Genomic DNA, 17,566 nt, shown 5'->3' on the forward strand with positions numbered 1-17,566 from the left:
GATGTGTATGTATGTTAAGGTCAATCAATTGTCTCCCGGCAACAGGTTTGAATTTATTGTCCCGTTCCGGCCATTCTGGCCACCATGTTCCACTCAAACCCGCGCATATGAAGAGAACCAAAGCATGAGCACCATTTTGCAAACAAATTATTAACTATTCCAATCCTAAACGTATGAATCAACCTCGACAATTAAGATTCGATACAGGACTGCGTCCGCTCCGTAAGCTGATGCTCGGCCATGTATTATTAGGTGTAGCGTTCGCCGGCTTCTGTGAAGCACCGGCAATTGCCGCACCGATGAAATATCCGATTCTGGTGACCGCCGACCGGTCGCTCGGCGGAAAAGTTACCGATGAAAATGGCGCCGGGCTCCCGGGGGTAAGCGTCGTTGTGAAAGGTTCCAGCACCGGAACCGTGAGCGACGCCGAAGGCCGTTATACCATCAATGTACCCGAAACGGGCGGCCCGGTTTTAGTTTTTTCTTTTGTCGGGTACGTACCAAAAGAGATTACAGTCGGAAATCAAACTACTTTGGACGTTCAATTAGCCGTGGATAACAAAGCATTGGAAGAAGTAGTGGTGGTGGGTTACGGTACCCAGCGCAAGCGCGACATTACTTCGGCCGTTTCCAACATCAACATGGAGGATATCGGTGAAGTGCCCAAGTCGAACGTTACCCGGATGATCCAGGGCCAGGCGCCAGGGGTGATCATCAAACAGAAAAGTGGTACGCCGGGCCAGCAATTTGAAGTGAAGGTCCGTGGTATCAGCTCGCTTGGTGCCGGTAGCGATCCCTTGTATGTTATCGATGGGTTTCCGGTCGGTATCTCGGTCGGTCAAAACCTTAACCCGAACGATATCGAAACCATCACCGTGCTGAAAGATGCGGCTTCTACGGCCATTTATGGTGCCCGTGGTTCCAATGGTGTGGTCTTGATTACCACGAAATCGGCCAAGGAAGGCAAAACCAACCTGAACATTTCGGTCGATTATGGTATCCAGAATGTACCCGATTCCAGGAAAACCAAAGTGCTGAACGGCCAGGATTTCGCGCAGTTCAAGAAGGAGGTTTTTATCGGACGTTTCGTGCTGGCTAACAAACGGCAGCCGAGCGTTGAAGAGATACCCCTGGATTTCCGTAGCCCTGGCGATACCAAGTATTCTACCAATTGGTTCGACCTCATCCTGAACAACAATGCACCTTACACAGATGTAAACCTGTCGCTGTCGTCCGGAAAAGGGCCTATCAAATCAATGGTCTCCATCGGCTATTACAAGGAAGAAGGTGCTTTAAAATACACCGATTATGACCGGGCTTCCATTCGTACCAACCTTTCCGGTGACGTTAACAAGTTCATTTCCATGGGTGTAAATATTGCCGGAAGTTATTCTCGTTCGAGCCTGGCTGCCACGGATGGTCGCAGCGCGTTGGTCGGCCTTACGCTGATCAGCGACCCGCGTTATCCGGCCTACGATGAGAAGGGCGATCTGATCCCTTACTACAATGGTGTAGGTGATATTTTCGGTTTTCCAAACCCGCTTTACCTGCTCAAGGCTATCAGCCGCGACCGTAACATCGCCGATGTGCTGGCCAACGGTTACATTGAGTTCAATATCGCCAAAGGATTGAAATTCAGGACTTCGGTGAATGCAAAGATCAATTATAACAAGTACAAGGAATATGTTCCTTCTACGATTGGTCTGGCCATCGCAACCGGCACGAATGGCGCGCCTCCGCGTATCGCAAGCGAGCGCGACGATGTGGAAGAGCTGCGTAACTACACTGCTGACCAGTTACTTACCTATAATGTCAACTTTGGGGAGAACCATCACCTGGACGCCATGCTCGGTTATACGGCCCAGCAGGAAATCGTGAAAGGTTTGTATGGCGCCGGTAATACGTTCCCCGACGACCTTGCGCCATTCCTCGGTAATGCAACCATCCGTTCGTCCAACTCCATCGAGCGTAAATGGACGATGCTCGCTTACCTGGCTCGTTTGAACTACTCATTCAAAGACCGCTACCTCCTCTCCGCATCATTCCGCAGGGAGGGTAGCTCGCGTTTCAGCGAAGGCCATAAATTCGGTAATTTCCCCGCGGTATCCGTAGGTTGGAGGTTGTCGGAAGAACCATTCATTCCCAAAGCAGCATGGTTGACAGACCTGAAACTCCGTGGTAGCTGGGGTATGACGGGTAACAACACGTACCGGGTGACTGCCAACAACAACTTTGGCACAGGGCAAAATGCAACCGACGACGGTAACTACGCCAGTCTTGCATTCCTTGGTCTGAACAACTACGTGTTCAACAATGCGCTGGCTTCCGGTAAAACGGTATCCGGTTTCGCCAATTCGCAACTGACCTGGGAAAAATCCAACCAGTTGAACATTGGTCTCGATCTGGCGACATTCAACAACCGTCTGGTATTTACAGTGGAATACTACAAAAAGATCACAGACGACATGTTGCTGGGTTATAATATTCCGGCAGTTTCCGGGTTTACATCGACCCTCAAAAACCTGGGTAAAGTGCAAAACCAGGGTGTCGAAATCGCGGGTAGTTACCGGGTAAAAATCGGTCAGGTGAGTTTCAGAACCAATGCAAACATCACCTTCAACCGCAATAAGATCCTGGAAATCCGCGGGCAGAACGATTTCATCCTGCAAGGAAGCCAGTATGGCGGTTACAACATTCAGCAGGTTGGCCGGCCGATCGGTATGATTTTCGGTTACAAAAAGCTGGGTATCTTCAACACCCAGGCGGAAATAGACGCTGCTCCATTGCAGGAGGGTGCCGTGCCGGGTGCTATGAAGTTTGCGGATCTCCACGGAGCCGCGGATGGCGGTCCTGACGGCATCGTTTCCTACGATACCAAAGACATGACCGAAATCGGCAACCCTAACCCGAAATTCAACTGGGGATGGACGATCGGCGCCGACTACAAGCGCTTCGATGTAAGCGTTCTCCTGATGGGAGCGCACAAATTCGACATTTACCGGAACATCGAAGCTTCTACGATGAATATGGACGGTGTTTTCAACGTACTCGAAAAGGCGAAAGATCGTTGGCGTTCAGCTGAAAACCCGGGATCAAACCCCAATGCCAAGAATTCACAGGGGGGTACCGACTATTTCAAATGGTCACGCGAGAGCAGCGAGCGCTATGTGTACGACGGAAGCCATACCTGGATCAAGAATGTGACGATCGGCTACACGCTCCCCAAAGTGGATGGTATTCTTTCCGATGCGCGGGTCTTCATTAATGCAGCGAACCTGTTGCTGATCACCAAATATCCGGGTAACAACCCTGATGCGGGTGTGCGTGGCGGAACCGAGCTCAACAACGACGACGAGTCGTATCCGGTGCCCAGAACATTCTCAGCAGGTATTAAAGTTAACTTCTAAAAATGACGAAGATGAAAAAAGTAACGATACTGGGAATTGCTCTGGCACTGTTTCTGTCGTCATGCAGCGAAGATTTCCTCAACCAGACAGACCCGACCAAGGTGGGTGTCGATGTGTTTTACAAAAATGAAGAACAGGTAAAACAGGCGCTGAATGGCGTTTACAGCCAGGTACAAACGCTCACCAACACGGGTTATTTGTTTGGTGAATTTCAAACGGATAACACGACCATCGACCTGAACCCGTCGGACCGCGGTGGTGCCGGCGGCTGGGAAGCATTTGAATTCGGGACAGTTAACTCCGGAAATGGCGAGATCAATACGCTTTGGAACAACTACTACGCCACGATGTACAACTGCAACCTGACGTTGGAGAAAATGGTGGCTGCTACCATGACCGACAATGGGCGCAAGGAGGTGGAAGGGCAGCTCAAATTCCTGCGTGCCTACCTCTATTTCAACCTGGTGCAATACTTCGGCGATGTGATTATCGTAACATCCACGCTCGATACGCCCGATCCCGCATTCGACCTCGTACGCTCGCCTCAGGCGCAAGTATGGGCGCAGATCGAGAAAGACCTGCAAGAAGCAGCCGCAGCATTGCCGGACAAATATGCCGCCGCCGCCGACAAGGGGCGCGCTACCAAAGGCGCCGCATTGAGCTTGCTGGGCAAATCGTACCTGACGCAGAAGAAGTACGCCGACGCCGTCACCACTTTGAAACAGGTTACCACGCTCGGTTATGCGTTGAATGCTAACTACGCCGACAATTTCGATCCGTCCCCGGCCAAGAAAAACGGCGTGGAGTCGATTTTCGAAATCCAGTACCAGGGCGATAATGATCTTGGCGAATGGAGCAACTTCGAATATGTTTTCGCGCCGCGGGTGTCGAAAGGTGCCGTGACAGGCTACACAGCCGGCTCGAACGGCGGCCGTAACGTACCGACCAACGACATCATGGCGGCCTACGAAAAGGGGGATTTGCGTAAGGATATTTCGTTAAAACCCGACTTCACGCTGGATGGCAAGGTCTATCCGGTACCGTACGTTTTCAAATACAACTACCCGCACACGATCGTGAACCGGACGAATACCAACTGGCCGGTGCTCCGATATGCGGATGTATTGCTGATGCTAGCCGAGTCGATCAACGAGCAGTCCGGCGCGAATGCGGAAGCTTTGGGGTATGTTAACCAGATCCGGAAACGCGCCGGGCTGGCCGACCTCGCCATTACGGATAAAGTAGCGTTCAGAACGGCTGTTTTGAAGGAAAGAAGGTTGGAACTGGCGTTCGAAAACCACCGCTGGTTTGATCTGAAAAGGACCAAAACACCAGCCGAATGGGCAGCATTCATGAATGCACATGGTGCGCAGGAACGCGCGAAGCCGACCGTGGACAGAGGTAACGTACCATTCAACTCGACGGACTATGTCTATACCGAGAACGAGTACTTCCTGCCTTTGCCCGCGCCGCAAATTCTGATCAACCCTAAACTGGCTCAGAACCCCGGTTACTAATCCGGTTTAGTGTTTTTAATGCACAGGAGAGACATCGAATATGTCTCTCCTGTTAAATTTTATAACTAATCCGGGAAGAAAAACGTTATAGTCCTAATTGGCGTTTCTGTACTCCAATCCGCATTTATATAAACCATTTTAGAAATTCATGAATATTTATCATTTACAGCAAGACAGAACAGGATACTATTCCCTTCGCTGCATTTTAGTATTGTATGATATTGCGGAATGTCGTCACCGGTATTCCTGAACCACTAACCCCTTGAACTTGTGTTACTCCAATCAACCGAAACATTTTGGCTTTGGCAATTTTTAGGACGATTGCACCCTTTACTGGTCCATTTTCCCATTGGGCTACTCTGCATTGGATTGCTTTTTGAACTCATCGACTGGAAGCACAAGTCGACAGTCCTGCGCGATGGTACGCGCATTATCACGTGGATCAGCGCGGGAAGTGCCGTACTTGCGGTCGCATTCGGGCTGCTGCTGGCCAGCTCCGAAGATTCCAGCGGTACCAATCTTGAAATCCACCGTTGGGCGGGTATCGCTACGATGGTGCTTTCCCTTGTTACCGCATTCACATTGCGTTCCGGCAACAGGAGCTTGTTCCGCGGGTTGCTTTTGACGACGGTATTCGGCGTGTCGTTCGCGGGCCACTACGGCGCAATGCTCACGCACGGTGAAGACTACTTGTCGAGCGTATTGCCCGGCGGTGATAAACCAGTGGAGCCGGAAGGAGCGACCGAGGCTGATTTTGTACTGACTAACAATGGTGCATTAAGTGCCGAGCAAATACAAAACCTGAATGTGGAAGTCAGGACGATCCTGGCGCACAACTGTTACAGCTGCCACAGCGAAACCAAAATGAAAGGCGACCTGCGCCTTGATAGTAAAGACGCCATTATGAAAGGCGGCGAAGATGGCGTGGTAGTCGTGCCGAATCATCCTGATAAAAGCGAGTTGATCCGCCGCATTTCGCTTCCCAAAGGCGACAAGGAGGCAATGCCTACCAAAGGCAAGCGCCTGACGGAGAAGGAAATTAAAATCCTCTCATACTGGATTGAGAAAGGTGCTCCCTGGCCGGATGGCAAGGAAAAGAGTATTTATCGTGTGGCTGAGCTTGGTCCGCGGGCGCCGCAAGTACCTGCTGCAACAGCCGAACTGAATAAGCCGGTCGATCTTTTTGTAAATGCGTATTTCCAAAAAAATAAAGGCAGCTGGAAACCGGTTGTCGACGACCGCACCTATATCCGCCGTGTTTCCCTTGACATTACCGGGCTGCTTCCGACACCGGAAAAAGTGGATGCGTTCGTGGCCGACACCCGTCCCGACAAGCGTGAACAGCTCGCGAAAGAGCTCCTCAACCAGAACGACGCCTACGCCCAGCATTGGATGACATTCTGGAACGACGCGCTCAGGAACGACTACGACGGTACCGGCTACATTACCGGCGGGCGCTTTGGTATTTCCAAATGGCTCTACGCCAGCTTGCTCGACAACAAGCCTTACAACTGGTTTGTGAAGGAGCTGATCAGCCCGAATAAAGAATCAGAAGGTTTTATCAAGGGTATCAAATGGCGGGGAACGATCAATTCCAGCCAGCGCACCGAAATGCAGGCTGCGCAGAATGTAGCCCAGGTATTTTTAGGTTTGAATTTGAAATGCGCTTCCTGCCACGACAGCTTCATCAGCGACTGGAAACTGGCCGACGCTTACGCATTTGCCAACATTTTTGCCGATACACTACTTGAAATCAACCGCTGCGATAAGCCTACCGGTAAAATCGCCGGAACCCGTATGCTATACCCCGAACTCGGCGAGATAGAGGTGAATGCGGATACTGAAAAACGCCTTCGCCAGCTCGCCGACTTCCTGGTACAACCGAAAGACGGAAGATTGTACCGCACGCTCGTGAACCGTGTGTGGGCTCAGCTGATGGGCCGTGGCATTGTGGAGCCGGTGGATGCAATGGACAATATGCCATGGAGCCAGGACCTGCTCGACTGGCTGGCGTCGGATTTCGTGACGAATGGTTATGATGTCAAAAAACTGATTTACACCATTGTCACCTCGAAGACCTATCAACTGCCGTCCACGTCGGCAAAGGAAGCGGGGGACATTATGGCGAACGACTACAAATTTACCGGTATGGTGCGCAGAAGGCTGACCGCCGAACAATTCGCCGACGCGATCAGCACGAGCTTCACGCCGATGTACGCCGATACCGCGCTTGCATTGAAGAAGCTTCCGGAAGATATCCAGTCACGCCTGCCATTCCCGCGCGCGGCATTCGTGAAGAACGATCCGTTCCTGACTTCGCTCGGTCGCCCGAACCGCGAGACGGTGAGCACCGGCCGCACGTCTCAGGCAAACCTGCTTCAAGCATTGGAGCTGACCAACGGGTCGAAATTTACCGCGACACTTAAAGCGGGAGCGAAGACCTGGAAGTCGCAATATCCGACGTCCGACTCGCTCGTGACGGCACTTTACCGGAAGGCCTTGGGCCGTTCGCCTGTACCGAAAGAGCTCGCGGCCGCCAAGAAAATACTCGGCCCGACACCGAGCGAAGAAGGCATTCAGGACCTGGTTTGGGCGATCGCGCTCGTTCCGGAATTTCAGTTGATATATTAAATGTGTAATATAAATCACACATATTCATAATATCAAATGAATGGCACTTTAAATACAGATACAGCATTTATAAAATATAGTAAGATTTAAAATTTTAGTATTATTTATAAATATTAAAAGTATTTAAAGTATAAAAAGATAACAAATATAACTTATTGAAATACAATCATTTAAAATAAAATAAGAAATGAATATCCAGTGGAATAGGAGGGAGTTTCTGCAAAGGGCCAGCGCAGCCACCATGGCAGCATTGGCAGCCGGAGCGCCCATATCAAACCTGCTTACCTCGTGCAGGGGCAAGGCGGGAGCCAATTCTTCGGCGGACACAGTGATACTTTTATGGATGGCCGGCGGTATGGCGCACACGGAAACTTTCGATCCGAAAGTGTACACGCCATTCGAAAAAGACATGGAAGGCAACCGCGTTCTGAGCACATTCAAATCGCTCCCGACCAAGCTTGACGGCATCCATTTCTCCGACGGTTTGCAGTCGATAGGGCAGGTGATGGACAAAGGTACGCTCATCCGTTCGTACGTCGCGGCCGACATGGGGCACATCCTGCATTCGCGTCACCAGTACCATTGGCATACCTGTTACGAGCCGCCTCAGACCGTTGCCGCACCGCACATCGGTTCGTGGATTGCCAAGGAACTCGGCCCGAAAAATCCGGTGATCCCGGCATTCGTCGACATTGGCCAACGGTTCACGGTAGGCGAAGCCGAAGAGCTGAAAGCATTCCATACCGCCGGTTTCCTCGGCAATGAGTTCGGTCCATTCTTCATTCCCGACCCGAGCCAGGGCCTCGATAGCGTGCGCCCGCCCGTGGGAATGGACGCAAAACGTTTCGAGCGCCGCAACCAGCTGTACAATGAGCTGATCAACAACAGCCCGGTAGGAGAGTTCGGCAGCGACTACCAGCGCGAGTCACTGAAACGGTCGATGGAGCAGGCTTACGCATTGCTCAACTCGCCCGAATCCAAAGCATTTGACCTGAGTACCGAGCCTAAAAAGAGTTACGACATTTACAATACCGGCCGTTTTGGCCTGGGGTGCCTGCTTGCACGCCGCCTGACAGAACAAGGCGCGCGCTTCATCAGCGTCACCACCGAATATGAGCCGTTCAAAGGCTGGGATACGCATGAAAACGGCCATACGCGTTTGCAGGATATGAAAAAGCAAATCGACGGACCCGTTGCCCAGCTCATCAAAGACCTCGACGAAAAGGGCCTGCTCGACCGCACGATGGTAGTGCTCGCCAGTGAATTCAGCCGCGACATGATGGTGGAAGGCCGCCCGGACGCGAAAGTGAAGGAGCAGGTCGCTCAGCCCGACATCCTCTCAGACCTCAAATTCTACGGAATGCACCGCCATTTCACCGACGGCTGCTCAATGCTGATGTTCGGCGGCGGCATTAAAAAAGGCTTTGTCTATGGAAAAACCGCCGACGAGCGCCCTTGCAAAACCATTGAGAATCCCGTGAAAGTCGACGGCATTCACCAGACGATTTACCATGCATTGGGCATTCCGCCGGATACGCAATACGAAATCGAGAAACGGCCATTCTATACCACGCCGGACGGCAAAGGTTTGGCTGTGAAGGAGCTGCTTTCGTAAACATTACCTGCATTTCCCGCCGGAGAAAACCGCTAATCGGGCCTCCGGCGGGATTATTACCTCTTACTACCTCACCACTTTTGGGTTATCTGTCAGCAACCGTCGCCAGCCCGCGAACGGACGGACGAACTATGTCCGATATAAGATATGTCCAAAAAACTCATGTTAATTAAATATTAATCAAAACCAGACAGAGCAGGACAGTCTCTTCTCGCATTCGTTCTACTATTGCATAAATGTTACTTTAAGTATGAATAATTGTCTTTTATGCGTCATTAAGACATTTATTTCTTAGAGTATTCCAACTCTTCATCAACGATAAAACTACAAGCTTTCAGGCCTCTTTGCGTGCCGGGAAGCGATGCCGATCCAGGGCCGGACGGCCCCTTGTTTTTAGGATACCTTAAACGAACTCTGCCTTATAATCCCGACAATTGTTCACTTAAACCGATTACTATGAGAATAAGAAGCTTAACCGATTAACCCCGCTTCCCGGACGTTTCAGAAAGTGTTCCGGGGCCTCTGCTAATTACTAAATCTAAAAATGAAGCTTATGAATCAATTTCGACAATCTCCCTATTGTGCCCGATTGAATTCGATCCTGAAACTTTCAGTGGGCCAGGCGCTCATCGGGGTTGCATGCGGGTTCAATGCAATGGCCGATAATAGTTTCAATCTTAACCCGCTCGTTGTGAGCAGCAATATCACTGCCGACCGGACGATCAAGGGAAGGATTACCGACGATACGGGCGAAAAACTCCCGGGCGTGAGCGTGCTTCTCAAAGGCAGTACGATTGGAACGGTGTCAGATGCCGACGGTGCGTATAGCATCAATGTTCCCGACAACGGCGCGGTGCTCGTGTTCTCGTCTGTTGGTTTTCTTACCCAGGAAGTTACAGTAGGGAGCAATGCAACCGTTGACATCAAACTTGCCACTGACGCAAAAGCGCTTACCGAAGTCGTGGTGGTGGGTTATGGTAGCCAATTGAAAAAAGAAATTACAGGTGCGGTACAAACCGTTAAAAGCGAGGAACTGAAAGATATTCCGGTATCGCAGGTTACGCAAAAACTGCAAGGACGCCTTGCGGGGGTACAGATCAACCAGACGACCGGTAAGCCGGGGCAGGGGATGGCTGTACGTATCCGCGGCCAGGTGTCGGTTACGGCAGGTAGCGACCCGCTTTACGTTATCGACGGTTTCCCGATCACCGGTACCATCGGCCAGATGAACCCCGATGAAATCGAGGACATTACCATCCTGAAAGATGCTGCGTCGACGTCCCTTTACGGTTCGCGTGCGGCTAACGGCGTTGTGCTTATTACTACCAAACGCGGCCAGCCGGGCAAGACGAGCGTGAGTTTCAATGCTTTCGCGGGTATCCAGAAAGTGCCGATGAGAGGCCGCGTTAAAATGCTGAATGCGCAGGAATTCGCGCAATTCAAGAAGGAAATGTATGAAGACGAGCTTAAACCCGTACCCGAAGCATTTCAACAACCAGAGAAATATGCAGGCAAGGATAACGACTGGTATGATGCATTGCTTCGCACGGCGCCAATCCAGAGCTATAACCTGACCATTAGCTCTAACAAAGAGAATATGCGTACGTCGCTGGTTGCAGGGGTTTTCAACCAGAAAGGGGTGGTGCTGAACAACAATTATAAGCGCTATTCTCTCCGGATGAATACCGAGTACGATATTTCGAGCAAAATCAAGATTGGTTTTAATCTGGCGCCCCAGTTTGTGTATGACAATACACCACGGACGGATGGTGACCGCGGAACCGGTGTGCTTTTCAATGCATTGCATACCTGGCCGGTAATGCCTATTTATGATGCAAACGGGCAATTGACCAAGTACAACAACTTCCCGCAAGGAACTGGTAATATCTTCGACTATCCTAACTGGGTGCGTGCAGCCAAAGAGCTTACCAATGAAACGAAGATCAACAAGTTGCTGGGTAATGCCTATATTCAGTATAACCCGATCAAAGGCCTGACCTTGAAATCGACGTTGAATGTGGAGCAGGAAAGCAACAAGTTCTTCTTCTTCAACCCGTCGACAGCTACCAGCGCGATCAACACGCCGGTTCCGACAACCGCGGTTTCCATCCGCCAGAATTTCCAGAACTTCTCGTGGCTGAACGAAAACCTTGCGACCTACGCGCATAGCTTCAACGAAAAACACAATTTCGAGTTACTCGCGGGTTTCACACAACAACGCTTCCGCCAGGAGTACGACCGTATTACCGCGAACACTTACACCGACGACCGCCTTCCGACAATCCAGGGAGCTATCAACATCGATCGCGGCGGTTCATTCAACGTGAACGGTATTTCAGGATCGAACACATTCAACGGTGCTAACGAATGGGCGCTGATGTCTTACATTTCACGTTTGACCTATAACTACAAAGGCAAATACCTGTTTACTGCGGCGGTACGTGCGGATGGTTCGTCCCGTTTCGGCTCCGACAACCGTTGGGGTACATTCCCGTCGGCGTCTGTGGGCTGGGTTATTTCGGACGAGAACTTCATGCAGTCGATCCCCAAGGTTTCATTTGCCAAAGCACGCGCCAGCTACGGGGTGATCGGTAACAACAACATCGGTAACTATACCCAATACGCGTTGGTAAATAACACAACCAATGCTGTGTTCGGAAGTACGGTTGCAACCGGTGCGCAGGTAACGTCGTTGTCGAATAGCAACCTGGGATGGGAAACAACCAAGCAATTCGACGCTGGTTTGGATGTAGGACTTTTCAATGACCGTATCCAGCTGATCTACGATTTTTATACCAAGCGGACAACCAATCTCCTTTATGCCGTTCAGATTCCGCAGGAATCAGGGTTTACCAACTACAACGACAACATCGGGGAGATCAAATTCTGGGGACACGAAATCTCGCTTACCAGCCGTAACCTTGTGGGTAAACTGAAATGGACAACTAACGCTAACATCTCATTCAACCGTAACAAAGTGCTGGAACTCGCCCCAGGCATCGACCGCGTGTATGGTTCTTTCCACATCACGCAGGTGGGCCAGCCATTTGGTCAGTTCTATGGTCTGGTGAAGGAAGGCTTCTACATGAGCAAGGAAGAATTGGCTAAGAGCCCCGTCATTCCGGGTCGTTCCGCGATCGGTACCATCAAGTTCAAGGATGTTAACGGCGACGGTATCATCACCAACGGAGGCGACGCGGATGACCGTACGATCATCGGCAGCCCGTTCCCGAAATTTACCTACGGCCTTACCAACACCCTGAGCTACGGCGGATGGGACCTGTCGATCACCGGATCAGGCTCGCAGGGTAACCAACTTTGGGTACGTCACCTTTACAGTACTGCCAACCTCGACGGTGTATTTAATATGGTGGCCGGAGCCAAAGACCGCTTCCGCGTGAAGAATGCCATCAATCCTGTTACCGGTATGGCCGAAGCTACTACGGTTATCAACCCTGGTAAAGGGATGTATGGTGCTACGAACAACGGCGGTAACTTCACCGGTGTAGAACGTGACTGGAACAGCTCTCACTTCCTGGCGAATGCATCCTACTTTACACTCAAGAACATTACATTGGGCTACAATGTGGGCGGTATTAATAAATTCTTCAAGTCGGCGCGTGTGTACGCAAGTGTGCAGCAAGTTTATGTTTTCACAAAATACTGGGGTGGACCTAACCCTGAAACCAGCGCACAAGGCGACGGCCAGGGTGATGGTGGTAACCTGAGCCAGGGTGTGGATCTTTCGAACTACCCTGTACCACGTACCTGGACATTGGGTGTGAACCTGAACTTCTAACCTGACTTGTAAAACAGTTCCATTAAATTCCGACAGAAATGAAAACAAAATATATAGCGGTGTGGATGCTTGCAGCGGGCCTGATGGCGGGATGCGGAGATAAGTTCCTGACAGTAAACCCCGAAACTGCATTAAGCTCCAACAACTTCTTCACCTCGGAAAGCGATTTCAAACAGGCCGTGAATGCAACTTACGAGCCTTTCCGCCAGATGTACAATGAGCGGGCGTGGGTTTTGGAAGAAATGCACTCGGACAATACCTATTATGCACGTAACGTGCTGTATGGTGCGGTAGACCCGACCGAGAACGTGGCGGACTTCGCTGTTCCGACCGCGAACGGCATTACGGCTAATGATAACGTGCTAGTTCAATACCGTCTTAACTACCGCGTCATTGCACGGGCTAACCAGGTCATTGCGCTGATCGATGGTATCGATTTTGACGCTAAATCCAAAGCGAACCTCAAAGGCCAGGCCCAGTTCCTCCGCGCATTCGCATACTTCGACCTTGTACGCCTCTTTGGTAAAGTGCCGCTTCACCTCGTGCCTGCCACGGGACGCGACGATGCGCCACAGCCATTGGCTACCACCGAAGCGATTTACGATCAGATCGAAAAAGATGCCAAAGATGCCATCGCAGGATTGTACGACAAGTCGGTGCAGGAAGCCGGACGTGTTACTTCCGGTACTGCTAGGCTGTTGCTGGCCAATCTTTACATTACCCAGAAGAAATGGGGTAATGCGGAAACTTTGTTGAAGGAAATCGTAACCAGCGGCCAATACTCGCTGATGCCCGACTACAATGATGCATTCTCATTCACCGGCTCGAACAAAAACAACAAGGAATCGTTGTTCGAGATCCAGTACATGGAAGGATCAGCGGGATACAATGGTAACCAGATTTACCGTTTCATTCCTTCACCGATCACTGCCGCCGAGATCGCTCCAATTACAGGAACGGCCAACCCGCAGCAGACTTCACAGGAAAGTAACAACATTCCAACGCCGGATCTGATTGCCGCCTATGAAACCGGTGACAAGCGAAAAGATATTTCGATCGGATATGTAACACTAAGCGGTTCGGCGGTTGAGAATAAAACTTATCCTTACATCAAAAAGTACGCGCGCCCGCACGCGATCCATCAGAACACCGGTCAGAACTGGCCTGTTTATCGCTACGCCGAAGTGTTGCTCTTCCTCGCCGAAGCATTGAACGAGGGTGGCAAACCGGCTGATGCGGCCACTTACCTGAACCAGGTTCGTACACGTGCGGGACTCGCTGCTTCCAAGGCTTCCTCCCAAGCTGATATGCGTGAGGCGATCTTTAAAGAGCGACGTGTTGAACTCGCGTTCGAAAACAAACGCTGGTTTGATCTTACACGCACCGGCCGGGTGAAAGAAATCATCGGGGCTTACGGCGCGAAAGTGAAAGCCAATCCGGCGGCATACTATTTCCCTAAGGGAGCTGTACCACCGCCAAATGCATTCACCGTGCTGGACGACTACTACGGTCTGCCGGCTGTTGAAGCTGCATTGACGCCACATTTCTGATGGATGGAAACCGATAAAAAAGTGCAGCAGGCGCAAGCTCGCTGCACTTTTTTCATTATAAGCATACTTATCCGTCCGATACCCCACAGAACAGGATAGTAGCGTGGATGTTTCAATCTAATATTGCAATATCAGATTATTTGAAGTTTTAGTTTGCTTTATTTAAGAACAACAATCTGCTAACCAATGCCCAAGCCAGGGCATACTAGCCAGGCACCAGCGCTTCATCCTTTTTTATCAATCATATTTACTTAAACTCTGAGCTGTAAAATGTACACAAAAAAACAATGGTTAAAACTTCCGATGACGCTCGCGGTGCTTGTCTCCGTGGGGGTTTTCAGTGGAGTGATGCTAAGTAACCGAACTGCCCAACACCGGCCTCCCGGCTCGAAGGTCGATAAGCTCAAACTGCCGGATGGCTTCAAAGCTGAACATTTATACAGCGTATCGGAAGAAAAAGCCGGCTCATGGGTATCGATGACATTCGATAACAAAGGCCGGATGATCACGTCCGATCAATACGGCGGCCTGTATCGCCTGGAATTGCCCGCTATCGGCTCGACAGAGAAACCAAAGGTGGAAGTTCTTAAAATTGAGGGAGATACCGCAAAAGTGGCGATGGGTTATGCGCACGGTTTGTTGTATGCATTCAACAGCCTTTACGTGATGATCAACAACCGCTCGAATGCGCGTTTCCCGAAAGGAAGCGGCCTTTACCGTTTGCAGGATAGCGATAATAATGACCAGTATGACAAGATCACGCTCATCAAACCATTGACGGGTGAAGGCGAGCACGGACCGCACAGCATTGTGATGGCGCCGGATCAGAAGTCGCTTTTTGTGGTAGCCGGTAATTTCACCGACTTGCCTAAAATGGACATTTACCGCCTGATGCCGAACTGGAAAAACGACAACCTGTTCCCATTCATCAAGGACCCGCGCGGCCACGCGACGGACCGCAATGCACCGGGCGGCTGGATTGCCCACACCGATCCGGAAGGAAAGCAATGGGAATTGTATACAGCCGGTTTCCGCAACCCGTATGACATCGCATTCAACGAGGCGGGCGATCTTTTCGCTTATGACTCGGATATGGAGTGGGATTTCGGAACGCCCTGGTACCGTCCGACCCGCGTTTGCCATGCGGTAAGCGGCGGTGAGTTCGGTTGGAGAACAGGTTCTGCCAATACTTCACCTGCATTTGCCGACTTCCTTTCTCCGGTTATGAACATCGGCCAGGGATCGCCAACCAACCTGATTTACCTGAAAGACGCCCGTTTCCCTGCGAAATACAAAAACACATTGCTTGCATTCGACTGGTCGTTTGGAATCGTTCACGGCTTGCACCTGAAACCTAGCGGCTCTACTTACACCGCAGATCACGAAGAATTCCTTTCTGGCGCGCCGCTTCCATTGACGGATGGTGCTATCGGCCCTGATGGTGCATTGTATTTCCTGACTGGCGGTCGTCGCCTCGAATCGGATCTGTACCGTGTGTATTATGGTGATTATAAGAACATTGCACCGGGCTCTAATGTTGCAACTCCCACCGTTACCAACGAGCACAAGCAGCGCACCGCGATTGAAGAATACCATGTTAAAAAGGATCCAAAAGCAATCGACCAGGCATGGCCGTTGCTGAAAAGCCCGGATCGTTTCCTCCGCTATGCTGGCCGTTTGGCTATTGAACACCAGCCTGTTAGCCAGTGGGAAAGTAAAGTTTACGCTGAAAAGGATCCTCAGAGCATTATCTATGCAGCGATCGCATTGGGCCGCCAGGGCGATTCCTCGAAAGTAGGAGGGCCACTGTTGAAAAAACTGACCACAATCGATTACGCCAAACTCGACGACTTGAACAAACAGGCGCTTTTGCGTGCCGTGGAAGTGATCTTGTACCGTACCGGCCAGCCGGATGCTGCAACCAAAGCTGCATTGATCGCTTACATGAATCCAAAGTATCCTTCGGCTAATGCTTTGCAAAACAGATTTTTAGCAAAAATCCTTATTACCATCGAAGCGCCGAAAGCCGTTGAGAAGACGCTTACGCTGATCGCGAAAAACGAGAAGTTCGATGACAAGGATAACGAAATGGTAACCGCTTCCGCCGACCTGATCCTGCGTAACCCGCAATACGGTCTCGACCTGGCTGGATTGCTGGAAAAGATGCCGCCACAACAGCAGACTTTCTACGCGATTATGCTGAGCAGCGCCAAAACAGGCTGGACACCCGCGTCGCGCGAAGAGTATTTCAAATGGTTCCACAAAGCATTCAGCTACCAGGGCGGACGCAGCTACATTGGTTTTATAGACAAAGCGCGTCAGCTTGCATTGAAGAATGTACCTAGCGACAAAGTGGCTTACTATAATAAACTTTCTGGTTCTGAACTACTTACAGGAACAGGTAACGACCTCGTAAAACTCTATACGCCAAAAGGCCCTGGCCGTGCATGGAAAGTAGAACAGGCTGTTGAGCTGGTTCAGGATAGCCTTGCCAACCGTGATTTCGAACGCGGCAAGCAGATTTTCTCCGCTGTTCTTTGCAGCCGTTGCCACACCATTCAGGGCGAAGGCGCGGACGTTGGTCCTGAACTGACGCAGTTGGGAACCCGTTTCTCGGTGAAAGATATGCTCGAAGCTATCATCGTTCCCGACAAAGCGGTATCCGATCAATATGCGTCGATCTCGTTCCAGATGAAAGACGGACAGTCGATCGTAGGCCGCGAGGTTAACCAGGATGCTAATTTCTACTACGTATCTCAAAACCCGTTTGATCCGAAAACGATCCGGAAAGTAGCTAAGAAAGAAGTGGTGTCCAGCAAAATTTCACCGGTATCGATGATGCTCCCAGGCTTGATCAATGGTTTGAATCCTAATGAACTGAGAGATCTGGTAGCTTATCTGATGGCTGGCGGTAACAAAAATAACCCGATCTATTCCGAATCCGGTGCGCCGAAAAGCGGAAAATAGATCACATGATTTTTTGAGTAGATTATAATTAATTAGGCTTAAGATAGTGGTGCTGCGTGTTGATCCTGATGCTTTCAAGC

General features: G+C 50.7%; 7 protein-coding genes. All 7 read left to right on the forward strand.

Going from position 1 to position 17,566, the window contains the following annotated elements:
* The first annotated feature begins 230 nt into the window (after positions 1–230).
* Positions 231–3,407 carry a SusC/RagA family TonB-linked outer membrane protein gene (locus tag BLQ88_RS17895; RefSeq protein ID WP_090152884.1) on the forward strand — a complete coding sequence of 1,059 codons (3,177 nt, stop codon included), beginning with the start codon at positions 231–233 and terminating at the stop codon, positions 3,405–3,407.
* 11 nt (positions 3,408–3,418) lie between these two features.
* A complete protein-coding gene (locus BLQ88_RS17900; protein ID WP_090153169.1) occupies positions 3,419–4,924 on the forward strand; it encodes a RagB/SusD family nutrient uptake outer membrane protein in 1,506 nt (501 codons plus the stop codon).
* Between the two features lie 321 nt (positions 4,925–5,245).
* Positions 5,246–7,555 carry a DUF1549 domain-containing protein gene (locus BLQ88_RS17905; protein WP_090152887.1) on the forward strand — a complete coding sequence of 770 codons (2,310 nt, stop codon included), beginning with the start codon at positions 5,246–5,248 and terminating at the stop codon, positions 7,553–7,555.
* Positions 7,556–7,742: 187 nt separating this feature from the next.
* Positions 7,743–9,170 (forward strand): DUF1501 domain-containing protein, encoded by a 1,428-nt coding sequence (locus BLQ88_RS17910; RefSeq protein ID WP_090152890.1) that lies wholly within the window; start codon positions 7,743–7,745, stop codon positions 9,168–9,170.
* Between the two features lie 553 nt (positions 9,171–9,723).
* Positions 9,724–12,969, forward strand: coding sequence for a SusC/RagA family TonB-linked outer membrane protein (locus BLQ88_RS17915; RefSeq protein WP_090153171.1), 3,246 nt, complete (start codon positions 9,724–9,726; stop codon positions 12,967–12,969).
* Positions 12,970–13,007: 38 nt separating this feature from the next.
* The gene (locus BLQ88_RS17920) at positions 13,008–14,519 is read left to right on the forward strand and encodes a RagB/SusD family nutrient uptake outer membrane protein (RefSeq protein WP_090152893.1); all 1,512 of its coding nucleotides are present in this window, start codon (positions 13,008–13,010) and stop codon (positions 14,517–14,519) included.
* Between the two features lie 270 nt (positions 14,520–14,789).
* Entirely contained in the window at positions 14,790–17,486 is a 2,697-nt protein-coding gene (locus BLQ88_RS17925; protein ID WP_090152895.1) for a c-type cytochrome, read from the forward strand.
* Positions 17,487–17,566 lie beyond the last annotated feature (80 nt).

This window comes from Dyadobacter soli, assembly GCF_900101885.1.
Classification (GTDB): domain Bacteria; phylum Bacteroidota; class Bacteroidia; order Cytophagales; family Spirosomataceae; genus Dyadobacter; species Dyadobacter soli.